Below are 22,068 nucleotides of genomic sequence, written 5' to 3'. Positions count from 1 at the left end.
GTAACAAACTCGTCACATCATCGTCACCAAAACGTCTCCTGAATCTCATTCAGGAGTCATTTACCGCTCGTACCGGGGCTTCAGGGAACGGTCGAAGGGGGAGCCTCGGCCGGCCGTCACAACGACTACGACCGGGAGCTTTCGATCATGGCGAGCCACACGCGCATCGGCGCAATCCTCATGGCTTCAACCGCGTGCCTGGCGCTCGCCGGCTGCGGCGGTGCCGACAGCGTCGCCTCGCCGGGTGCGGGCAGCGTCGTGATCGTCAGCCCGACGCCGACGCCGACCGCGCCCACCCCGACGCCGACCCCCTCGGCGATCACCGCCGCGCAATTCGCCGCCGCCACGACCGTCAACAGCATCACGATCACCGCGGACGAGCAACTCGCGATCGTCAACGCGGGCAGCAACAACAACGTCAACGGCACCGGCTCGACGCTCAACGGCGTCTATCCGACCTCGGCGACCTCGCTGACCACGGCGGCCGATCCGTCGGCGATCAACGCCTTCTTCACCCGGACGAATTACGTCGGTGCGCTGAGCGGGCCGAGCGATACCAGCTTCCAGGGCTGGACCTGCAATTCGACCGCAGCGGAGTTCGGCGGCAGCGGTGCGCGCTGCACGGCGGTGCCGGCGATCGGCACGCTGGCGAGCGGCGCGGCCTGCCCGACCGGTACCACCACCGCGAGCGGTGCGGCGAACACCGCCACCGCGGCGACGATCGGCGGCTTCAAGGTCTGCGACATCCCGCAGGCGATCACCACCAGCCTGACGCTGCCGCGCATCGCCGGCATCGCCTATCGCTTCACCGGCCAGACCGAGGTCGGCACCGATCTCGGCGCGAGCGGCGGCACCGGCGTGACGCTGACCGTCGAGCCGGGCGTCACCGTCTTCGCCAACGCCAATGAATCGACCAACGACCTGCTGCTGATCAACCGCGGATCGAAGCTCAACGCGATCGGCACCGCCAGCGCGCCGATCATCTTCACCTCGCAGCAGAACGTCAGCTCGTCGACCGGCGAATCGGAGACCAGCCAGGGCCATTGGGGCGGCATCATCCTGCTCGGCCGCGCGCCGACCGCGGTCTGCGCCACCGGCAGCGGCGGCAGCAACGCGACGCCGTGCCAGCTCGCGATCGAGGGCGTCACCGGCCGCTTCTACGGCGGCACCGACACCGCCGATTCGAGCGGAACGATGTCCTACGTCCAGATCCGCTATTCGGGCATCGCGATCAGCGACGGCAACGAGCTGCAGGGCCTGACGCTCGGCGCGACCGGCTCGGGCACGACGCTGGACCATATCCAGAGCCACAATTCGGCGGATGACGGCATCGAGATATTCGGCGGCACCAGCAACCTGAAATATATCGCGATCACCGGCGCCGACGACGACGGCTTCGACATCGACAACGGCTATCGCGGCTTCATCCAGTTCATGATCGCGGCGCAGCGGACCAGCGGCGCGACCGTCGACAGCTTCTCGACCGAGATCGATTCGAACAACGCCGAGGACCTGCTGCCGCGCACCTTCGCGACCTACGCCAACTTCACCTTCATCCAGACCGCGCTGGCGCCCGCCGCGATCCGCCAGCGTGGCGGCTCCGACATGCGTTTCGTCAACGGCGTGGTGAAGACGGTGAACAACGTCGCCTGCGTCAACATCATCGCCGGCGAACAGACCAGCGGCGGCCGCAGCACGGTCCGTCCCGCCGACTCGGCGTTGCAGGACTTCGGCCCGCCGTCGTTCAACTCGGTCTATTTCGCCTGCCAGGGCCGCTGAGGCCATGGGGTGCCTGACGGCGCCCCATCCCAGCATCGATGCCGCAGGTGGCGATCCCGTCACCTGCGGACACCTGTATCCAGACTCCTGATCCGGGATTGACGGTCATGCCGCAGCGGCTCGCTTTCGCCACCCTTCTATTGATGTCCTCCACCCTCGTGGCGCCGGCGGTTCTCGCGCAGACCGCGGGCGGCACCGCCGCGCCGGCCCCGCCGCCGGCGCAGACCTCGACCCCCGCGACGTCGAGCCCCGGCGGCGCGACCGATCCGCAGACCGCGGCGCCGACCTCCACCGACCAGCAGGAGGCGCCGGTCGAAGTGTCCGCGCCGGGCATGAACGGCGATGTCGAGGACATCGTCGTCGTCGGCCGCAACATCCCCAACGTCGTCCGCTCGACGCCGCAGATCGTCTCGGTGCTGTCGAGCGCCGATATCGCGCGGACCGGCGAGGGCGATATCGCCGGCGCGCTGACCCGCGTCACCGGCCTGTCGGTGGTCGGCGGCGGCTTCGTCTACGTTCGCGGCCTCGGCGATCGGTACTCCTCGTCGCTGCTCAACGGCTCGCCGCTGCCAAGCCCCGAACCGCTGCGCCGCTCGGTGCCGCTCGACATCTTCCCGACGACGATCGTCGGCTCGGCGCTGGTCCAGAAGACCTATTCGGTCAATTATCCCGGCGAGTTCGGCGGCGGCGTGATCAACCTGACGACCAAGGCGATCCCCGACAAGAATTTCGTTTCGTTCGGCGCGACCATCGCCGCCGACGACGCAACCACCAGCGAGCTGGGCTATACCTATGCCGGCGGCGACGCCGACTGGATCGGCTATGACGACGGCACGCGCAAGGTGCCGGCGTTCATCAAGAATGCGCCCAACGGCAGCGGCATCATCCCCGCCGCGCAGGTCGCGCAGCTGTCCAACGCCTCGACCACTTTGCTCCAGCGCAACAACCAGCTGCCGGCCAATTGGTCGGGCGAGATCAGCGGCGGCTCGGTCTACGACATCGGTTCGTCGCGGCTCGGCGTGATCGCCTCGCTGAGCGCCAGCAACACCTTCCGCACGCGTTTCGCCAACCAGCAGGACAGCGTCTCGGCCGACGGCACGCTGCGCAACGATTTCAGCACCCTGCTGACCGACAATCGCATCGTCGCCAATGCGCTGATTGGCGTCGGGCTGGAGTTCGGCGAGAACACGCTGCGTTGGACCAACGTCTACATCCACGACACGCTGAAGCAGGGGCGCGGCTCGGCGGCGACGCTGTACAACAACGCCAGCGGACTGCGTTTCCAGCAGAACACCAATTGGTTCGAACGCCAGCTGATCGAGACGCAGCTGGTCGGCGAGTTCAAGCTGACCGACGCGCTGAAGCTCGACGTGCGCGGCGCCTATGCCAATTCGAAGCGCAACGCGCCCTACGAGCGCCAGTTCGACTATCTCTGCTCGGCGACCACCACCACCGGTCTGCCGATCACCAGCGACGGCGCGCAACAGGCGGGCGGCTTCCAGTGCAACGGCGCCTATCAGGTGACGCAGCGCTTCACCCCCTTCGCATCGATCATCTTCAGCGAGCTGAATGAGAATCTTTGGACCGGTCAGGCGGACACGTCGTACAAGATCGACGGCGATCGCCCGATCACGCTGTCGGCGGGGTATTTCTACCAGGGCACCGACCGCACCTCGTCGCGCCTGCAGTTCAACTATCAGACGTCGAACGGCGGCGGCACCGCGCCGGGCTATCCCTATAATCTGCTGCGCCCCGATTATCTGCTGAGCCCCGACGTGCTCAACAACGCCTGTCCGTCGACCGCCAATACTGCGCCCTGCACGATCCAGTTGCAGTTCAACACCGCGGCGGGCGCCTATCGCTACGACGCCACCCTCGACGTCCATGCGGGCTATGTGCAGGCCGAGGGCGAGGCGTTCGACGGGCTGCGCGCGGTGATCGGCGTGCGCTACGAACGCGGCGACGAGCGGGTCACGCCGTTCGGCGTCACCACCGGCCTTGCGCGGCTGAAGAACGATTACTTCCTGCCGGCATCGACGCTGACCTGGAATTTCGCCGCCGACATGCAGCTGCGCGCCAGCGCCGCCAAGACGATCTCGCGGCCGCAGTTCCGCGAGCTCGCGCCGCAGCAATTCCGCGATCCCGATTCGGATCGCCTGTTCTTCGGCAATCCGCTGCTCCGCGATTCGAAGCTCTACAATCTCGAAGCGCGCTACGAATGGTTCTTCAAGCGCGACCAGCGCTTCACGCTGGCGGGCTTCTACAAGCGGATCGACAATCCGATCGAGCAGGTCGGCTTCTACACCGGCGCCGACGACCGGTTGCAGACCGGCTTCACCTATCTGCCCAAGGCGACGCTGTACGGCGGCGAGGTCGAGCTGCAGAAGTATTTCCCGCTCGCCGACGTGTTCGGCAGCGACTTCTTCGCGACGCGGCGTGCGCTGCTCGTCGCCAATTACACCTACACCAAGTCGAAGATCACCGCGGACAGCAATTGCGCGCCGTCGGTCGCCTCGTCGACGCAGGCGGTGGGCAATTGCGCGGTCGGCTTCGCACCGGCCTCGTCGCTGTTCCGTGACGGTGCACCGCTGACGGGGCAGTCGGACCACCTCGTCAATCTGCAACTCGGCATCGAGGACAGCGCGGCGCTGTCGCAGATCACCTTGCTGTTCAATTATGCGAGCAAGCGCGTGACCAATCGCGGTCCGTCGCTGCTGGGCGGCACCGGTTTCCAGCCCGACATCGTCGAGCATCCCGGCATCCGCCTCGATCTCGTCGCACGGCAGGGCGTCGAGCTGATGGGCGGCAAGTTCGAGATCAAGGCCGAGGCGCGCAACCTGACCCGCACCCGCTATCGCGAGAGCCAGACCTTCGCCAACGGCAACGAGGTGTATATCAATCGGTATAACCTCGGCCGCGTGTTCAGCCTCGGCGTAAGCGCAACGTTCTGATTGAAAATCCTCCCCCGCAAGGGGGAGGGGGACCGCTCGGCGCTAGCCGAGTGGTGGAGGGGGAGGATGGGGCGGAAGGCTCGTAACAGGGCTCCCGCCCCATCCTCCCCCTCCGTCAGTGCTGCGCACTGCCACCTCCCCCTGGCGGGGGAGGAATTGGGATCACGCCCACACCCGTTCGCGATACCATTTGGTGATGACGTATTTCACCCCTTCGCGTACCTTCATCCCCTGATGCAGCGTCGCCGGGTTGAGCGACCCGTCGGGCCGGCGGTTGTTCCACGCGACCAGCTTCCCCGTTTCCGGCTGGATGATCTTGTCGGCCGCCTTGAAGCGCGTCGCGCCGCCCGCCTCGGGCGTGTTGAGATAGACCATCACCGTCCACGTCCGGTTGCCCGCCACCGAGCAATAGCGGTCGAAGTCGGCGCCCTGCGGCTCGAAATAGTCGGTATGGCCCTTGAACTCCTGCCCGACCGCGTAGCGCTGGCCCTGCAACGGCTCGCCGTGCGCGGGGTCGAGGCCGGTGAACGCCGCCAGCCGCGCCTCCACCGCCTGCACCACCGGGTCATCGGCCGACAGGTCGCCGGTCTCGCTGGTGCGAAAGGCGGAATCGCCATTGGGGTCGGCGATCGTCGAGGGGCGGCGCACAGCGTCGATCCGCTCGATCAGCGCGTCGCACAGCACCGGTCCGATGAAGCCGCGGGCGATGAACAGGTCGAGCTTGGGACTCGGCACCTTCTGCACGCCGGCTTGCGACAGGATGCAGGCGACGATCGGCTCCGGCGTCAGGCCGTTGCCGAGGGAGGGGAGGGTGGTCATGCCACGATCTTACTATAGCGTCAGCCTATGTCGCCAGCCGCCTGTTGCTCCGTGGCGGCGCGCGTCCTAAGGCCGCGGCGATGGAGCGGCTGGACGGTGGCTCGGCGGTGCCGTCGCATCTGGCGGGCGGGATCGTCGCGCTCGGCAATTTCGATGGCTTTCACCTCGGACACCAGGCGGTGGTCGGGCGGGCGGTGGCGCGCGCGCGTGCCGAGGGGCGTCCCGCGCTGGTCGCGACCTTCGATCCGCACCCGGTGCGCCACTTCCGTCCCGACGCGCCGCCGTTCCGTTTGACCACACTCGACCAGCGCGAACGGCTGTTCGCCGCGGCGGGTGTCGACGCAATGGTCGTCTTCCCGTTCGATGCGGCGCTTGCCGCACTGTCTGCCGAAGCGTTCATCGCCGAGCGGCTGCACGCCAATCTCGCCGTCGCCGGCGTCGTGACGGGGGAGGATTTCACCTTCGGTCATCGCAAGAGCGGCGACGTCCGGCTGCTCGCCGCGCGCGGCCGCGCGCACGGCTTCGTCGCGGAGACGGTCGGCGCGGTGACGCTCGACGGCGAGCCGGTGTCGTCGACCCGCATCCGCACCTTGCTGTGCGACGGCGACCCGCGCGGCGCGGCGCGGCTGCTCACGCGGCCGTTCGCCATCGAGGGGCTGGTGCAGCACGGCGACAAGCTCGGCCGCACGATCGGCTATCCCACCGCCAACGTCGACATGGGCAAATATCTGCGCCCCGCCTACGGCATCTATGCCGTGACCGCGCGACTCGCCGACGGGCGCCTGCTCAAGGGCGCGGCGAACCTCGGCATCCGGCCGACCTTCGATCCGCCCAAGGAATTGCTCGAACCCTATTTCTTCGATTTCTCCGGCGACCTGTACGGGCAATCGATCGAGGTGGCGCTGATCGACTATCTGCGGCCCGAGGCGAAATTCGACGGCCTCGATGCGCTGACCGCGCAGATGGAGCGCGATTGCGCGCGCGCCCGGGTGTTGCTCGATGCTTAACCCATCTCGTTTATGCGCTTTGTGCTGACCGACACTCACGATAAGACCGCCAGACATATGACCGACGCCCCCGACACGCCGAAAGATTGGCGCGACACCGTCTTCCTGCCGAAGACCGATTTCCCGATGAAGGCGGGCCTCGCCGCCAAGGAGCCGGCGATTCTCGAACGCTGGGCGCGGATCGGCGTCTACGACCGGTTGCGCGAGCAGCGTAAGGGGCGCGAGCTGTTCATCCTCCACGACGGCCCGCCCTATGCCAATGGCGACATCCATATGGGCCATGCGATGAACAAGGTGCTGAAGGACATCATCGTCCGCAGCCAGTCGCTGATGGGCAAGGACGCGCCCTATGTTCCCGGCTGGGACTGCCACGGCCTGCCGATCGAGTGGAAGGTCGAGGAGGCGTATCGCGCCAAGAAGCAGAACAAGGACGAGGTGCCGGTCGCGCAGTTCCGCGCCGAATGCCGCGCCTATGCCGACCGCTGGGTCGGCGTGCAGCGCGACCAGTTCCAGCGGCTGGGCGTGATGGGCGACTGGGCCGATCCCTATCTGACGATGAACTACGACGCCGAGGCGGCGATCGTCGGCGAATTGCTCAAATTCGCCGAGAGCGGCCAGCTCTATCGCGGCGCCAAGCCGGTGATGTGGTCGCCGGTCGAGAAGACCGCGCTCGCCGAGGCCGAGGTCGAATATGAGGACGTCGTCTCGACGCAGATCGACGTCGGCTTCGAGATCGCCACCGCGCCCGAGGGCGAGATGCTGGTCGGTGCGACCGCGGTGATCTGGACGACGACGCCGTGGACGATTCCCGTCAACCAGGCGCTCGCCTATAATCCGGCGCTCGACTACGTGTTGTTCGAAAGCGGCGGCCGGCGGTTCCTCGTCGAGGAGAACCTCGTGCCGGCGTTCGGCAAGCGCACCGGCATCGCGCCCGAAACCGTGATCGCTCTGGTCAAGGGCAGTGCTTTGGAGGGGGCGACCGCGCGCCATCCGATGCATTCGCTCGGCGGCTTCTTCGCGCGGCCGCGGCCGTTCCTGTCGGGCGATTTCGTCACCAGCGACGCCGGCACCGGCCTCGTCCACATGGCGCCCGATCATGGCGAGGACGACTTCCTGCTGTGCAAGGCCCATGGACTGGAACCGGTCTTCGCCGTGGATGGCGCCGGCTTTTATCGGCCCGACTGGGTGTGGCTCGGCGGGCAGGGCAGCGTCATCAACAAGAAGTTCGTCGGCGCCGACGGCCCGATCTGTTCGGACCTGCGCGCGGTCGGCGCGCTGCTCGCCGCGTCGGACGATTTCGCGCACAGCTATCCGCATTCGTGGCGGTCGAAGGCGAAGGTGATCTTCCGGGCGACGCCGCAATGGTTCATCCCGATGGACCGGCCGATCCTCAATGGTGGCGAAGGTGCGTCGAACGGCGCGACGCTGCGCGAGACTGCGCTCGACGCGATCGAGCACACGCGCTGGGTGCCGGCGCGCTCGCAGAACCGCATCCGCTCGATGGTCGAGGGGCGGCCGGACTGGGTCATCAGCCGGCAGCGGGCATGGGGCGTGCCGATCGCACTCTATGTGCATCGCGAGACCGGCGACTATCTCAACGACGCTGCGGTCAATGCGCGGATCGTCGCCGCCTTCCGCGACGGCGGTGCCGATGCGTGGTTCACCGCGGATCACCAGACGTTGCTCGGCCCCGACTATGACCTGGCGGATTACGAGCCGCAGAACGACATCCTCGACGTCTGGTTCGACAGCGGCTCGACGCATGTCTTCACCGTCGAGGCGCGCTACGGCGAGGACGTCCGCGCCAATCTGTATCTCGAGGGCAGCGACCAGCATCGCGGCTGGTTCCAGTCGTCGCTGCTCGAAAGCTGCGGCACGCGCGGCCGCGCGCCGTACGATGCGGTGCTGACGCACGGTTTCGCGCTCGACGGGCAGGGGCGCAAGATGTCGAAAAGCCTCGGCAATGTCGTCGATCCGCTCAAAGTGATCGGCGAGAGCGGGGCGGATATCCTGCGTATGTGGGTCGCGTCGACCGATTATTTCGACGACGTGCGGATCGGCAAGGAAGTGCTCGGCACCGCCTCCGACGGCTATCGCAAGCTGCGCAACACCTTCCGCTATCTGCTCGGCGCGCTAGACGGGTTCGACGAGAGCGAGCGGGTCGAGGTGGAGGCGATGCCCGAGCTGGAACGCTACGTGCTCACCTTGTTGGGCCAGCTCGACATGGACCTGCGCGAGGCGGCGAACGGCTATGAGCTCAACCGCTATCTGCGCCGCCTGACCGACTTCGCCAACGAGGATCTGTCGGCCTTCTTCTTCGATATCCGCAAAGACTCGCTCTATTGCGATGCGCCGGGCGATCCGAAGCGGCGTGCCTATCGCACGGTGCTCGACACGTTGTTCCACGCGCTGGTGCGCTATGCCGCGCCGATCCTCTGCTTCACCGCGGAAGAGGTGTGGCAGGCGCGCTTCCCGAGCGAGGACGGTTCGGTGCATTTCCTCGAATGGCCCGAACTGCCGGCGCTGCCCGGCGACCAGCCGCTCGGTACCGACTGGGCCGACGTGCGCCGGCTGCGCACCAGCGTGACCGAGGCGATCGAGCCGCTGCGCCGCGAGAAGACGGTGCGCTCCAGCCTCGAGGCGGAGGTGACGGTGCCCGACCTGCCGCTGTCGGCCGAGGCGCTGGCCGAGACGTTCATCGTCGCGAAGGTCGACGCCGGCGAGGAGGTGGCGGTGACGCGCACCGACTATCGCAAATGTGGCCGCTGCTGGCGCCATCTGCCCGAAGTGACCGTGGACGGCGATCTGTGCGCGCGCTGCGAGGATGTCGTCGCCCATGCGTAAGGCCCCGATCGCCGGGCTGCTGACCGCGGCATTGCTGTTCGTCGTCGATCAGGTGACGAAGGTGACGATCACCGACGTGTTGCAGCTCGACGAGCTGACCGCGGAGCGGACGATCACGCCGTTCTTCAACCTGCGCTTCGTCGCCAACCACGGCATCTCGCTGGGACTGCTCCACGCCGACACGAATACGATGCGCTGGGCGCTGGTCGCGATGACCGGCGCGATCGCGGTGGCGGTGGCGGTGTGGATGACGCGCGAGCCGCATCGCGCCGACCAGATGGCGCTCGGCGCGATCCTGGGCGGCGCGCTCGGCAATATCGTCGACCGGGTGCGCTTCGGCTATGTCGTTGACTTCGCCGATCTGCATTTCGGCGACTGGCGGCCGTTCCTTGTGTTCAACGTCGCCGATGCGGCGATCACCCTCGGCGTGCTGGTGCTGCTTGTCCGCGCGCTCCTGATGCGCGACAAGCGCGACATCCCCTCGGAGAATCCCCATGCGTAAGTCAGTTCCGATTCTCGCCGGCCTCGCCTGCGTCGTCCTCCTCTCGGGCTGCGGCAAGCGTGGCTATGATCGCGCCCGGCCCGACGAATTCGCCGTCGCGCGGCAGGCGCCGCTGGTGATCCCGCCCGATTATTCGCTGGTCCCGCCGCAGCCCGGCGCCGCCCGCCCGCAGGACAATGCCTCGCAGGCGCAGACGCTCGACGCCTTGTTTGGCGGCAACACGCAGCGCAGCGCGGCGGAGAATGGCGTCGTCAACCAGGCCGGTGGCGATTCGGCCGACACCGGCATCCGCTCGTCGGTCGGCGACCCCGCAACCAACGTCGTCGACAAGGGCGCGACGACGCGCGACATCGTCGCGGCGCCGGAAGGTGACGGACAGGACGCCAAGGCATCGGCGCAGTAACCTAAATTCCTCCCTCGCGTCAGCGAGGGAGGAATTTAGGTTACAATTTGGCCCGGAACGCCGCCAATCCCCGCTCCAGATCGGCGATCAGGTCGGCCGGATCCTCCAGACCGATCTGCAACCGCACCATCGGTCCGGCATAGTCCCGCGGCGCCGCGGTCCTGATCCGCGCCGGGTCGGCGGGGATGGCGAGGCTCTCGAACCCGCCCCAGCTATAGCCGATCCCGAACAGCTCGAGCGTATCGATCAGCGCCGCGCGCGCGGCCTCGCCGCCGCCGTTCAGCGCGAATGAGAACAGCCCGCTCGATCCCTTGAAGTCGCGCGCCCACGTATCGTGGCCGGGGCAGGAGGGCAGGGCCGGGTGCAGCACCTGTGCCACTTCCGGCCGTTCGGCCAGCCAGTGCGCGATCTCCAGCGCGCTGCGCTGATGCTGCGCGAGCCGTACCGCCATCGTCCGCAAGCCGCGGCTGCCGAGCCAGCTGTCGTCGGGTGAGGCGACCTGCCCGAGCTGATAGCTCGTATCGCGCAGCCGCGCATAATGGCCCGGCGCCGCGGTCACCGCGCCGAGCATCGCGTCGGAATGGCCAACGACATATTTGGTCGCGGCGAGGATGGTGAGGTCGATGCCCTTCTCGATCGCCGGGAAGAACAGCGGCGTCGCCCAGGTGTTGTCGAGCAGCGTCGTCAGCCCGTGGGCCTTGGCGACCGCGACGATCGCCGGCACGTCCTGCACCTCGAAGGTCAGGCTGCCCGGGCTTTCGAGGAAGATCGCCTTGGTCGCCGGGCCGATCAGCGCCTCGATCCCCGCGCCGATCAGCGGGTCGTAGAAGCGCGTCGTGATCCCGAAGCGCTTGAGCAACTGCATCGCCTGGCCGCGCGTCGGGTCATAGGCGCTGTCGACCAGCAGCAGTTCGTCGCCGGGCGACAGCACCGACAGCAACGCCGCCGCGATCGCCGCGACGCCGGACGGGTAGAGGAAGGTCGCCTCCGCCCCCGGCTCCAGCGCGGTCAGCGCGTCGGCGAGGCTCCATTGCGTCGGCGTGCCGCGCCGGCCGTAATAGAGGCGGTGATGCGTGTCGGGCCGGGCATTGGCGCGCAGATCGGCAATGCTGTCGTAGAGGATCGTCGAGGCACGCCAGACCGGCGTGTTGACGATGCCTTGCGTCCATTCGGAGCGCCGGCCGGCCTGGACGACGCGGGTCGCGTCCCCCAAAGGCCGGCCGGTCGTGGTGTCATCCGTCAACGGTTTCCTTGGCTCCCATGGCCTTGGGCGTCGAGCGATCCGCTCCCCATTCCGACCAGCTGCCATCGTAGAGCGCGGCGTCCTTGCCGAGCAAGTGCAGACCGAAAGCGAGCGTCGATGCGGTGATCCCGGAGCCGCAGGTCAATGCGATCGGCCGGTCGAGATCGACCCCCGCCTGCGCGAACGCCGTCGCGAGTGCATCGCCCCGCTTCCACGTACCGTCGGAATTGAAGAGACCGGTATAGGGCAGGTTCTTCGAGCCGGGGATATGACCGGCGTGCGTCGCCGGGCGCGGATCGGGTTCTTCGCCGGTGAAGCGCGCCGCCGAGCGGGCATCGACCACCTGCTCGGCGCCGCTGGCGAGATTGGCCTTCATCTGCTCGAGCGTGCGGACGCCCTTGTGATCCGCCCAGACGGTGAAGTGGCGGTGGCGCAGCGTTTCCTTGCCGCTCGCCGTCTCGCGCCCCTCGGCGCGCCATTTGGCGAGGCCGCCGTCGAGGATCGCGACGTCGTGTGCGCCGAAGGTGCGCAGCATCCACCACGCCCGCGCCGCGGTATGCCAGGGCGAATCGTCGTAGAGCACGATGCGGCTGCCGTCGCCGAGCCCGAGGCTCTGCATGCGGCTGGCGAACTTCTCCGCGCTCGGCAGCATCATCGGCAGCGGATTGTCGGTATCGCGCAGCTCGCCGAGGTTCAGGAACACGGCGCCGGGGATATGCGCCGCCTCATAGTCGGCAGCGACGTCGCGGCCGAGCGCCGCGTCGACATAGGTGGCATCGACGATCCTGAGATCGCTCGCACCGAGTTCCCCGGCAAGCCATTCGGTGGTCACCAACGCGTCCATCACTCTCTCCATACGTTCACACGTGTTAGTCGGGCCAACGACTGGGGAGGAGTGCCCGGCATCGTCAATAGCCGTCTTTCCCGGCCGTGTCGAGGGCCTGCAAGAATGTTGCGGCTTGCGCGCGTGTATCCTTTTGAGATTGCGCAGACTGCTTCGCCCACGTACTATATGGCATGCGCAGCCGCATGTTGCTGCCCAGCTTGTCCTCGTGGCGGACGAGGAAATCCCAGTATAGCGCATTGTACGGACAGGCGTTTTCGCCGACGCGCTGCTTCACGTCGTAGCGGCATTTGCCGCAATAGTCGCTCATCCGGTCGATATAGGCGCCCGACGAGATATAGGGCTTCGAGCCGAGCAGCCCGCCGTCGCCGAACTGGCTCATGCCGAGCGTGTTGGGCAGCTCGACCCATTCATACGCGTCGATATAGACTTCGAGATACCAGCGATGGACCTCGGCCGGATCGGCGCCGATCAGCAGCGCGAAATTGCCGGTGACCATGAGGCGCTGGATGTGATGCGCATGCGCGGTGGCGAGCGTCTGGCCGATCGCTTCCTTGAGGCAATGCATGTCGGTCTCGCCGGTCCAATACCAGCCGGGCAATTTGCGGTGATGATCGAGGAAGTTGCGCTCGACGTAGTCCGGCCCCTCACGCCAGTAGATGCCGCGCATATATTCGCGCCAGCCGATGATCTGGCGGACATAGCCTTCGACCGAATTGAGCGGCGCGCGGCCGGCGCGATATTCCGCTTCGGCGCGCCGACACAGGTCGAGCGGATCGAGCAGCCCGGAATTGATGTAGGGCGACAGGATCGAATGCCAGAGGTAGCGCTCGCCGGTCAGCATGGCGTCCTCGTAATCGCCGAATTGCGGCAACGCCTTTTCGAAGAAATAGGCGGCCTGTTTCTCGGCATCCGCCGCGGTCACCGCATAAGCGAAGCCGTCGAGCGTGCCGGGATGATCCGCGAACCGCTCGGCGACCAGCGCCAGCACCTCCTGCGTGACCGCGTCGGGGGCGAAGGCGTGCGGCCGCGGCATGAACAGGTCGTTCTTCGCCGGCTTGCGGTTCTCCTTGTCGAAATTCCAGCGCTCGCCCGTCGGCTGCTTGCCGTCCATCAGCAGCCCGGTCTTGCGGCGCATGACGCGGTAGAAGAATTCCATCGTCAGTTGCTGGCGGTCCTTCGCCCAGGCCTCGAACTCGGCATGGTCGCAGACGAAACGGTCGTCGCTGCGGATCTCGACGGGGATGCCGAAGACCGTCTCCCACGACTCGATCATCGCGACGACGCGCCATTCGCCGGCCTCGGTGACGACGATCCGCTCCGGAGCGTGGCGCTGGACGGCACGGGCGATCTCGCCGGTGAAGCTGCCGCTGTTGTCGGGATCGTCGAGCCGGACGTAATCGACCGTCCAGCCGGCGTCGGTCAGCGCCGCGGCATGGTGGCGCATCGCCGACAGGATATAGGCGATCTTCTGCTTGTGGTGGCGGACATAGGTCGTCTCGTCGCCGACCTCCATCATCAGCACGATCGTTTCGGCCGGATCGGCGTCGCGCAGCGAGGAGAGGGACAGGCTGAGCTGGTCGCCCAGCACCGGAACCAGCGTTTTCATATCGGGATCGACATCCTACATGGCGGGGCATGACCCCAATGCACCTCGGCCAAGCCAGCCAGCTGCCCGCCTCTCCCGACGAAGCGGTGCTCGATTATGTTCCCAACCCGCGTGCCGGGACGACCTATCTCGTCCGGTTCGCCGTGCCGGAATTCACCTCGCTGTGTCCGGTGACCGGCCAGCCCGACTTCGCGCATCTCGTCATCGACTATGCGCCCGGCGAGACGATCGTCGAATCCAAGTCGCTCAAGCTGTTTCTCGGCTCGTTCCGCAACCACGCCGGCTTCCACGAGGATTGCACCGTCGGCATCGGCCAGCGCCTGTTCGACGAAATGAAGCCGCAATGGCTGCGGATCGGCGGCTATTGGTATCCGCGCGGCGGCATCCCGATCGACGTCTTCTGGCAGTCCGGGCCGCCCCCGGCCGACCTGTGGCTGCCCGATCAGGGCGTGCAGCCGTATCGCGGCAGGGGTTGATCAAAATTAACCCAATATCCGGGTTGCGGTGCAACATCACTGCAACCTTTGCCGCCCGAGCGTGTTCATCTGCAGGCAAGGTTTGCGGTACAGCCGTAATGTTGCAACAGCGAAGGAACAGGCATGGGACCGACTGCGGCTAACGGAGAGACAATCCGGCATCTGGCGATGATCGGCAATTTCCTGCCCCGCCAGTGCGGTTTGGCCACCTTCACGACGGACGTCTATCAGGCGATGCGCGACCGGTTTCCGGACGTCCGCGTCGACGTTTATGCCATGGACGATCATCCCGGGCGCTACGACTATCCGCCCGCGGTGACCGGCACGATCCCGCAGACCGACCTGTCCGCCTATCTGTCGACCGCGCGAACGATCGAGGCGAGCGGCGCGCAGGCGATCTGGGTGCAGCACGAATATGGCATCTACGGCGGTCCCGCCGGTGAATATCTGCTCGCGCTGCTCGATCGGACGACGCTGCCGGTGATCGTCACGCTCCATACCGTGCTCGAGAAGCCCAATGCCGACGAGCGTCGCGTGCTCGAAGGTCTGTTGCGCCGCGCCGCTAAGGTGGTGGTAATGGCCGAGCGTGGCCGTGACATCCTGCGCCGCGTCTATGGTGCGGCGCCGCGGCAGATCGCGATGATCCCGCATGGCGTGCCCGATCGCCTCTTCGTCGATCCCGAGACGCTGAAGCCGCGCTTCGGCTGGCAGGGTCGTGACGTGGTGCTGACCTTCGGACTGCTCGCCCCCAACAAGGGGATCGAGACGATCATCGATGCGCTGCCCGCCGTTACGGCGCGGCACCCGAATCTGCTGTATGTCGTGCTCGGCGCGACCCATCCCAATCTCGTCGCGCATGAGGGCGAGGCCTATCGCGACCGGCTGAAGGCGCTGGCGGAAGAGCATGGCGTCGGCGACAACGTCGCGTTCATCGACGCGTTCGTCGAACATGACGAGTTGATCGATTATCTCCAGGCCGCCGACATCTATGCGACGCCTTATCTGAACCCGGCGCAGATCACCTCCGGGACGCTGTCCTATGCGGTCGGCGTCGGCAAGGCGGTGATCTCCACCCCTTACGTTCATGCGACGGAGATCCTCGCCGACGGCCATGGCGTGCTCGTCGATTTCCGCGATGTCGCTGCCTTCGCGCGCGAGATCGACCGGTTGCTGTCGAGCGCGCGCGATCGCACCCGGCTGGCGCAGCGGGCCTATGATCGCGGCCGGACGATGATCTGGCCGCGCCTCGCCGAAGCGACGCTGCACGAGACCGAGGTGGCGGTCGCCGCACGCCCCCGGCGTCTGGCGCAGGTCCAGCAGGGCGTGCGCGCCTTGAAGCCCAATTTCGCCGCGGTGGAGCGGATGAGCGACGCGACCGGCATGTTGCAGCATTCGATCTATTCGGTGCCCGATCGCCGTCACGGCTATTGCATCGACGACAATGCCCGCGCGCTGATGCTGATGAGTGCGATGGACGACATCGATCCCGTCGAGCGCGACAAATGGACGACGATCTACGCGTCGTTCGTGCAATATGCCTGGAATCCGGACGAGCGCCGGTTCCGCAACTTCATGAATTTCGACCGGACGTGGTGCGAGGACGTGGGGTCCGAGGATTCGAACGGCCGCGCCATCTGGGCGCTCGGCGTCACCGCGCGCGACGGCAAGGACGCCAAGCACCGCGACTGGGCGCGCAACATGTTCGACGCGACCGCCAGCCTGGCGCTCGATCTGGGTTCGCTGCGCGCGCAGTCGTTCGCGATGCTGGGCGCGGCGGCGATGCTCGAGGCGTCGCCCGGCCATGATCTGGCGCGCTCGATTCTCGAACGCTTTCCGGACGACCATCTCGCCCTGCTCGCCGAGGCACGCCGGCCGGAATGGAAATGGTTCGAGATCGTCCTCGCTTATGACAACGCCCGTCTGCCGCAGGCGCTGATCGTCGCCGGGCAGGCGCTGGAACGGCAGGACCTGATCGATTGCGGGCTGGAGACGCTCGACTGGATCGTCGGCAGGCAGACTTCGCCCGAGGGGCGTTTCCGTGCCGTCGGCACCGAGAGCTTCGGCCGGCCCTATGCCGAGCCACTGCAATTCGACCAGCAGCCGCTGGAAGCGCAGGCGACGGTGGATGCCTGTCTGGCGGCCTGGCATGCGACCGGGGATACGCGCTGGGTGGCGGAGGCGGAGCGCGCCTATGCCTGGTATCTCGGCCAGAACGATCTCGACCTGCCGCTCGCCAGTCCGGCGGACGGTGGCTGTTTCGACGGGTTGATGCCGACCGGTCTCAACCGCAATCAGGGTGCCGAATCGATTTTGGCGCTCCAACTGGCGAGTTGCGCGATTTCGGGGCTTTCAAAGTCGGTCCAAGGCGTGGCAGGGACGACCCGCGTCGCCTGATCGGTTCGGGCGGCGGCTCAGTCAACGACCCGACCGGCGAGGCTTAACAATCGCGATGGACCTGTTCACCCACCGCTTGCGGCTTCATGCCGATCCGTCCCGTGTCGTCGTCCGGCCGTTCCACATCGCGTGGGGCGGCAAGGGCGGCCCACCCAACCGGACCGAGCGTCTGGTCGGCGAAGTGCTCGAAATGTCGCGGGAGGAGGCGCGCGAGCAGCTCGAGACCGTGCTCAAGGATTTCGAGGCGCGCCATTGGCAGACGCGCCGCGTCTTCATGACGCGCTACGACGAGATCGAGGATCTGCTCGGCCTCGACGGCGCCGAGATCAGCGACGAGAAGCGTCAGCTGATCGGCGCCTATTTCTGCCACGAATACAGCTATGCCGCGGCGGCGCTGATGAATCCCAGCGCGGTGCCGCATTTCGACCAGACGGGCATGCCCGAGGGATCGATGCGCATCCTGATGAGCCTGCGCTCGGTGGGCGAGGGGCATATCTCCTCGGTTGCCTTTCGCGAGGGGATCATCACCAGCGGCAACGAGCTGAAATTGGCGCCCGAGCCGCCCTTCGCCACCGCGACCGACGTCGTCGGTGCCGGCGAGGACGAGATTCCCGAGGGGCCGGTCACGGTCTGGCGGCATCGCGATTCGACGCTGTCGGGCACGGTCATCTTCCCGATCACCCAGGCGCAGTCCAAGGGCCTCGAGGACCTGCGCATCGTGCATTTCCAGCATGAGGACGGCAGCTATGAATGGATCGGCACCTACACCGCCTATAACGGCTCGGTGATCCAGTCAGAGCTGCTGCGCACGCGCGACTTCCGCGCCTTCGACCTCGTGCCGATGTCGGGGCCAGCGGCGCGCAACAAGGGCATGGCGTTGTTCCCGCGCAAGGTCGCTGGCCAGTATATGATGATCGGCCGGCAAGACGGCGAGAATCTGTTCCTGCTCAAGTCAGACAGTCTGGAGCATTGGGACGAGGGCGAGAAGATCCTGACCCCCGTCTTCCCCTGGGAGCTGGTGCAGATCGGCAATTGCGGTCCGCCGATCGAGCTCGACGAGGGCTGGCTTCTGCTGACCCACGGCGTCGGCGCGATGCGCAAATATTCGATCGGCGCGGCGCTGCTCGACAAGAACGATCCGTCGAAGGTGCTCGGCCGTACGCGCGAGCCGATCCTCGCCGCGAAGGATCAGGACCGCGAGGGCTATGTGCCCAACGTCGTTTACAGCTGCGGCGCGATCAAGCACGGCGACACGCTGTTCCTGCCTTATGGCATCGCCGACAGTTCGGTCGGCTTCGCCTTCGTCAAGATCAAGGACATGCTCGCCGCGATGGTGTGAGGGATGGCCCTCCACTGTGGGGGGCATCCCAAATCTTCGTCATCCCCACGAAGGCGGGGATCCAGACGCGCGGGGCCGGGATTAAGCCGCTATGTCAGCGTCTATGGATCCCCGCCTTCGCGGGGATGACATTTTGGTGTGGGACGTGGCGTTCAGTCCGCGCCGTCGCTGCGCTTCTCACCCCGCTTGGCCGGGATCTGCGAGAGCTTGGTCAACAGCAGCGGAATATCGTCGGTGATGAACGTGTCGGTCGGCACGGCGACGCTGGAATTGAGCGCCTCGCTTACCCTCGCCAGTCGGTCGCGCTTCTCTTGTGCTGACGATGTCACGACGAACCCCATGATACGCTAACGGAAAACCCGGCAATCACCGGCCGGGGGGGATGGCAGGGTGATCACCGGGTTCGCCTTATTCAACGGCCGATCGTGCGCCGCGTTCCAACGCTTGGCCGCATTTAGGCGGCGACGGATCGCCGCGTGTAACGGTACAAGCCGGCGATCAGCGCGAGGAAGGCGATCGTCCCGCCGATCAGCGCCACTGTCCCGAACCCTGCCGGCGCGATCGCCAGCGGCGCGTCGGAATTGGTGGCGTAGACGATGACCGCGAAGCCGACGCCCCACAGGCTCTCGCCGACGATCATGCCGGTGGCGGTCAGTACGCCCATGCGCTTGGCGAGCTCGACGTCCGGCGTCCGCTCCGCCCAGCGATCGTAGAAGGCGCCGATCACCGCACCGATCACCACCGGCAGCGTCACCGCCATCGGCAGATAGACGCCGAGGCCGATGCCGAGCGGCGGCAGCCGCAGCTTGCCGAGCCGCCCAAGCGTCTCGTCGAGCAGGATGACGGCGACGCCGACCAGCGCGCCATAGCCGATCATCGCCCAGTTGAGATCGCCGCCGAGCACGCCCTTGGCGAGTGCGGAGATCAGCGCCGCCTGCGGTGCGGCGAGTGCGTTGGGACCGGCGCCGGGCGCCCCCTGGAAGCCGAGCGTCGTCGCCAGCAGTTCGAGCACCGGCGGCACGACGAGGCTGCCGAAGATGACGCCGAAGATCAGCGCGACCTGTTGCTTCCACGGCGTCGCGCCGACGAGCTGGCCGGTCTTGAGGTCCTGAAGATTGTCGTTGGAGATCGTCGCGACGCCGAAGACGATGCCGGTGACGATCAGCGCATAGGCGACCAGCGCCTGCGTCGTATCCGGCCCGGCGCCGCGGCCGAACAGGCCGACGAGCATCAGGCTGGCGGCGAGCACCGAAAGGATGCCGATCCCCGATACCGGGCTGTTCGACGCGCCGATCAGGCCCGCCATATAGCCGCACACCGCGGCGATGACGAGGCCGAGCACCAGGACGAACACCAGCGCGCCGGCGATCAGCACCAGCGCCGACCCCTGCAGCGGCCCGCCCGCGATCACCGACCACAACAGCCCGGCGATCGGCACCAGCGTCGCCAGCGTCACCGCGACGACGATGCCGATCGACAGGTCGCGCTCGCCCAGTTCGAGCACGGCGCCGCCGCGCTTCGCCTTGCTCGCCGCGATCGACGAGCGGATGCCGCCGAGCACCGGCCCGATGATCTTGAGCAGCGTCCAGATTGCGGCGACGCCGATCACGCCCGCGCCGAGAAAGCGCACGTCGGTGCGGAACACGCCGCCGACCCACGCCTCGATCCCGACGCCGGCCACGGCGGGCGACAGGCCGGTGAGGATCGGCAGCGCGATCCACCAGCCGATGATGACGCCGGCGAACATCGCGAGGCCGACCGACAGGCCGACGAGATGCCCCGCGCCGATCAGTGCGAACGACAGGCCGCCCGAAATCGCGGTCGCGCCGGCACCGGCGCGGAAGAAATGCGCGGCCTCGGCGACGACCAATTTGGTCTGGGTCAGCACGGCGAAGCCGGCCGAGACCAGCGCGTTGACGACGATCAGCCGCAGCCCGCGGCCGCTCTCCGCCTCGCCGGCGCGGCTGCCCGCGCCGACCATCAGCACCTCGGCCGCGGCACGGCCTTCGGGATAGGGCAGGTCGGTATCGACGACGAGCGCGCGGCGCAGCGGCACCGAGAACATCACGCCGAGGATGCCGCCGGTCATCGTGATCCCGGCGGTGAGCAGATAGGGAAAGCCCTGCCACCAGCCGATCATCACCAGCCCGGGCAGCACGAAGATGATCGCCGCGAGCGTCCCCGCCGCCGAGGCGACGGTCTGGACGATATTATTCTCGAGGATCGTCGCGCCGGGCAGATAGCGCAGGATCGCCATTGAGATCACCGCCGCGGGAATCGAGGTGGCGAAAGTCAGCCCGACCTTGAGCCCGAGATAGACGTTGGCGGCGGTGAACAGCAGGGTGATGAGCCCGCCGAGCAGGATACCGCGAACGGTCAGTTCGGCGACGGGCCGGGTGGTGGGGCTGGGGGCGGTGGCCATCAGGGAAATGCGCTCGCTGGCAAAATGGAAGTGCGGCGGGTTGTGGCACGGTACGCGGCGGTCGGGCAATGGCGGCGCGGTGCACGACATAAAGCTGCGCCGTCTCGACAGGCGACGCGCCTTTCCGCTAGGCGGCGGCCATGGATAGCAACACACCCTTGCGCGTCGCCCTTGCCGGGCTCGGTACGGTCGGCGGCGGCGTCGTCCGCCTGCTCGATGCCAACCGCGATCTGATCACCCGCCGGGCCGGCCGGCCGATCGAGATCGTCGCCATCTCGGCACGTGACCGCAACAAGGATCGCGGCATCGATCTGACCCGTTTCGCCTGGATCGACGACATGCGCGATCTCGCCGGCCATGCCGCGGCGGATGTCGTCGTCGAGCTGATCGGCGGGTCGGACGGCCCGGCGCTGACGCTGGCGCGGCAGACGATCGCGGCGGGCAAGGGCTTCGTCACCGCCAACAAGGCGATGATCGCGCACCACGGCCTCGAACTCGCGCAGGCGGCCGAGGCTGCGGCGGTGCCGCTCAAGTTCGAGGCGGCGGTGGCCGGCGGCGTGCCGGTGATCAAGGGGCTGCGCGAGGGCGCCGCAGCCAACCGGATCAGCCGCGTCTATGGCATCCTCAACGGCACCTGCAATTTCATCCTGTCGAAGATGGAGGCCGAGGGGCGCGACTTCGCCGAGGTGCTCGCCGAGGCGCAGGCGCTGGGCTATGCCGAATCGGACCCCAGTTTCGACATCGACGGCGTCGATGCCGCGCACAAATTGTCGATCCTCGCGAGCCTCGCCTTCGGGACGCGCCCGGCGTTCGGCGACGTGTCGGCGACCGGCGTGCGCCACGTCATCGCCGCCGACATCGCCGAGGCGGCGGCGCTCGGTTATCGCGTGCGGCTGGTCGGGGTGGCCGAGGCGGACGCGCACGGGCTGTTCCAGCGCGTGCATCCGCATCTCGTGCCGGTCGACCATCCGCTCGCGCACGTCACCGGCTCGCTCAACGCGGTGGTCGCGGAGGGCAATTACGTCGGCCGCCTGTTCTTCCAGGGCGCCGGCGCGGGCGAGGGACCGACCGCGAGCGCGGTGGTCGCCGACCTGATCGACATCGCACGCGGCGAATATGGCTCGCCCTATGCGATGCCGGCGGCGGCGCTGACCGTCGAGCCGGCGGCGGACACCGGCGAGCGGCGCGCGCGATCCTATTTGCGGTTCACCGTTCAGGACCGGGTCGGCGTGCTGGCCGAGATCGCCGCGGCGATGCGCGATGCCGGCGTATCGATCGAGAGCCTGATCCAGCGTGGCGTCGCGGCGGACGGCAGCGCGATCGTCGCGATCGTCACGCATGAAGGTCCGGAACGCGCGGTGGTCCATGCCCTGGAGAAGCTGCGCGGCTCGCAGAGCCTGTCCGGCCAGCCGCTCTGGATGCCGATCCTGGGGTGA

16 protein-coding genes are annotated in these 22,068 nt (G+C 67.3%); 10 read left to right on the top strand and 6 right to left on the bottom strand.

What is annotated here, in order from left to right; translation table 11 throughout:
* Nucleotides 1-147: 147 nt before the first annotated feature.
* Both MC45_RS08470 and MC45_RS08465 read left to right on the top strand, forming a co-directional pair.
* Nucleotides 148-1,779, top strand: coding sequence for a hypothetical protein (locus tag MC45_RS08470; protein ID WP_038661810.1), 1,632 nt, complete (start codon nucleotides 148-150; stop codon nucleotides 1,777-1,779).
* A gap of 107 nt (nucleotides 1,780-1,886) precedes the next feature.
* The gene (locus tag MC45_RS08465; RefSeq protein ID WP_038661808.1) at nucleotides 1,887-4,730 is read left to right on the top strand and encodes a TonB-dependent receptor domain-containing protein; all 2,844 of its coding nucleotides are present in this window, start codon (nucleotides 1,887-1,889) and stop codon (nucleotides 4,728-4,730) included.
* Between the two features lie 162 nt (nucleotides 4,731-4,892).
* On the opposite strand, the gene MC45_RS08460 is transcribed toward MC45_RS08465, so the two are convergent.
* Nucleotides 4,893-5,549, bottom strand: a complete 657-nt coding sequence (locus MC45_RS08460; protein ID WP_038661805.1) for a prolyl hydroxylase family protein — start codon at nucleotides 5,547-5,549, stop codon at nucleotides 4,893-4,895.
* Nucleotides 5,550-5,629: 80 nt separating this feature from the next.
* Between MC45_RS08460 and MC45_RS08455 the strand changes: the two genes are divergently transcribed.
* The 4 genes from MC45_RS08455 to MC45_RS08440 are packed head-to-tail and all read left to right on the top strand — an operon-like array spanning nucleotide 5,630 to nucleotide 10,305.
* Nucleotides 5,630-6,556: a bifunctional riboflavin kinase/FAD synthetase gene (locus tag MC45_RS08455; RefSeq protein WP_038661802.1), complete on the top strand. Its 927-nt coding sequence runs from the start codon at nucleotides 5,630-5,632 to the stop codon at nucleotides 6,554-6,556.
* A 57-nt stretch (nucleotides 6,557-6,613) separates the two neighbouring features.
* Nucleotides 6,614-9,400 carry an isoleucine--tRNA ligase gene (gene ileS, locus MC45_RS08450; RefSeq protein WP_038661799.1) on the top strand — a complete coding sequence of 929 codons (2,787 nt, stop codon included), beginning with the start codon at nucleotides 6,614-6,616 and terminating at the stop codon, nucleotides 9,398-9,400.
* Nucleotides 9,393-9,902 carry a signal peptidase II gene (gene lspA, locus MC45_RS08445; RefSeq protein ID WP_038666936.1) on the top strand — a complete coding sequence of 170 codons (510 nt, stop codon included), beginning with the start codon at nucleotides 9,393-9,395 and terminating at the stop codon, nucleotides 9,900-9,902. Before ileS ends, lspA begins: the two co-directional genes overlap by 8 nt.
* Complete coding sequence (locus tag MC45_RS08440) at nucleotides 9,895-10,305, top strand: DUF3035 domain-containing protein (protein WP_038661796.1); 411 nt, start codon at nucleotides 9,895-9,897, stop codon at nucleotides 10,303-10,305. The genes lspA and MC45_RS08440 overlap by 8 nt, the downstream gene beginning before the upstream one ends.
* A gap of 40 nt (nucleotides 10,306-10,345) precedes the next feature.
* On the opposite strand, the gene metC is transcribed toward MC45_RS08440, so the two are convergent.
* The 3 genes from metC to MC45_RS08425 all read right to left on the bottom strand — a co-directional run bounded on the left by metC (nucleotide 10,346) and on the right by MC45_RS08425 (nucleotide 14,001).
* Nucleotides 10,346-11,548, bottom strand: a complete 1,203-nt coding sequence (metC, locus tag MC45_RS08435) for a cystathionine beta-lyase (RefSeq protein ID WP_038661793.1) — start codon at nucleotides 11,546-11,548, stop codon at nucleotides 10,346-10,348.
* Nucleotides 11,538-12,392, bottom strand: a complete 855-nt coding sequence (gene sseA, locus MC45_RS08430) for a 3-mercaptopyruvate sulfurtransferase (protein WP_038661791.1) — start codon at nucleotides 12,390-12,392, stop codon at nucleotides 11,538-11,540. Before sseA ends, metC begins: the two co-directional genes overlap by 11 nt.
* A gap of 64 nt (nucleotides 12,393-12,456) precedes the next feature.
* Nucleotides 12,457-14,001, bottom strand: a complete 1,545-nt coding sequence (locus tag MC45_RS08425) for a cryptochrome/photolyase family protein (protein WP_038661789.1) — start codon at nucleotides 13,999-14,001, stop codon at nucleotides 12,457-12,459.
* Nucleotides 14,002-14,030: 29 nt separating this feature from the next.
* Here MC45_RS08425 and queF point away from each other — a divergent pair, with 29 nt between their 5' ends.
* The 3 genes from queF (at nucleotide 14,031) to MC45_RS08410 (ending at nucleotide 18,210) form a co-directional block, all read left to right on the top strand.
* Complete coding sequence (queF, locus tag MC45_RS08420) at nucleotides 14,031-14,477, top strand: preQ(1) synthase (RefSeq protein ID WP_038661785.1); 447 nt, start codon at nucleotides 14,031-14,033, stop codon at nucleotides 14,475-14,477.
* 123 nt (nucleotides 14,478-14,600) lie between these two features.
* Entirely contained in the window at nucleotides 14,601-16,871 is a 2,271-nt protein-coding gene (locus MC45_RS08415; protein ID WP_038661782.1) for a glycosyltransferase, read from the top strand.
* A 55-nt stretch (nucleotides 16,872-16,926) separates the two neighbouring features.
* The gene (locus MC45_RS08410) at nucleotides 16,927-18,210 is read left to right on the top strand and encodes a glycoside hydrolase family 130 protein (protein ID WP_038661779.1); all 1,284 of its coding nucleotides are present in this window, start codon (nucleotides 16,927-16,929) and stop codon (nucleotides 18,208-18,210) included.
* 152 nt (nucleotides 18,211-18,362) lie between these two features.
* Here MC45_RS08410 and MC45_RS08405 read toward each other — a convergent pair whose 3' ends face one another.
* Entirely contained in the window at nucleotides 18,363-18,539 is a 177-nt protein-coding gene (locus MC45_RS08405; RefSeq protein ID WP_156143806.1) for a hypothetical protein, read from the bottom strand.
* A gap of 125 nt (nucleotides 18,540-18,664) precedes the next feature.
* A complete protein-coding gene (locus MC45_RS08400; RefSeq protein WP_038661773.1) occupies nucleotides 18,665-20,632 on the bottom strand; it encodes an OPT family oligopeptide transporter in 1,968 nt (655 codons plus the stop codon).
* Nucleotides 20,633-20,772: 140 nt separating this feature from the next.
* On the opposite strand from MC45_RS08400, the gene MC45_RS08395 reads away from it, so the two are divergent.
* On the top strand, nucleotides 20,773-22,068 hold the full coding sequence (locus MC45_RS08395) for a homoserine dehydrogenase (protein WP_038661770.1): 1,296 nt from the start codon (nucleotides 20,773-20,775) through the stop codon (nucleotides 22,066-22,068).

It is taken from the genome of Sphingomonas taxi, assembly GCF_000764535.1.
Classification (GTDB): domain Bacteria; phylum Pseudomonadota; class Alphaproteobacteria; order Sphingomonadales; family Sphingomonadaceae; genus Sphingomonas; species Sphingomonas taxi.
Note: the sequence above shows the minus strand (reverse complement) of the source record. Positions and strands in the feature narration are given on the sequence as shown.

What these genes read in the sequence shown, in the direction of transcription:
- MC45_RS08470 (WP_038661810.1), top strand. Translation starts at nt 148, where the DNA reads ATGGCGAGCCACACGCGCATCGGCGCAATCCTCATGGCTTCAACCGCG.
- MC45_RS08465 (WP_038661808.1), top strand. Translation starts at nt 1,887, where the DNA reads ATGCCGCAGCGGCTCGCTTTCGCCACCCTTCTATTGATGTCCTCCACC.
- MC45_RS08460 (WP_038661805.1), bottom strand. Translation starts at nt 5,549, where the DNA reads ATGACCACCCTCCCCTCCCTCGGCAACGGCCTGACGCCGGAGCCGATC.
- MC45_RS08455 (WP_038661802.1), top strand. Translation starts at nt 5,630, where the DNA reads ATGGAGCGGCTGGACGGTGGCTCGGCGGTGCCGTCGCATCTGGCGGGC.
- ileS (WP_038661799.1), top strand. Translation starts at nt 6,614, where the DNA reads ATGACCGACGCCCCCGACACGCCGAAAGATTGGCGCGACACCGTCTTC.
- lspA (WP_038666936.1), top strand. Translation starts at nt 9,393, where the DNA reads ATGCGTAAGGCCCCGATCGCCGGGCTGCTGACCGCGGCATTGCTGTTC.
- MC45_RS08440 (WP_038661796.1), top strand. Translation starts at nt 9,895, where the DNA reads ATGCGTAAGTCAGTTCCGATTCTCGCCGGCCTCGCCTGCGTCGTCCTC.
- sseA (WP_038661791.1), bottom strand. Translation starts at nt 12,392, where the DNA reads ATGGACGCGTTGGTGACCACCGAATGGCTTGCCGGGGAACTCGGTGCG.
- MC45_RS08425 (WP_038661789.1), bottom strand. Translation starts at nt 14,001, where the DNA reads ATGAAAACGCTGGTTCCGGTGCTGGGCGACCAGCTCAGCCTGTCCCTC.
- queF (WP_038661785.1), top strand. Translation starts at nt 14,031, where the DNA reads ATGACCCCAATGCACCTCGGCCAAGCCAGCCAGCTGCCCGCCTCTCCC.
- MC45_RS08415 (WP_038661782.1), top strand. Translation starts at nt 14,601, where the DNA reads ATGGGACCGACTGCGGCTAACGGAGAGACAATCCGGCATCTGGCGATG.
- MC45_RS08410 (WP_038661779.1), top strand. Translation starts at nt 16,927, where the DNA reads ATGGACCTGTTCACCCACCGCTTGCGGCTTCATGCCGATCCGTCCCGT.
- MC45_RS08400 (WP_038661773.1), bottom strand. Translation starts at nt 20,632, where the DNA reads ATGGCCACCGCCCCCAGCCCCACCACCCGGCCCGTCGCCGAACTGACC.
- MC45_RS08395 (WP_038661770.1), top strand. Translation starts at nt 20,773, where the DNA reads ATGGATAGCAACACACCCTTGCGCGTCGCCCTTGCCGGGCTCGGTACG.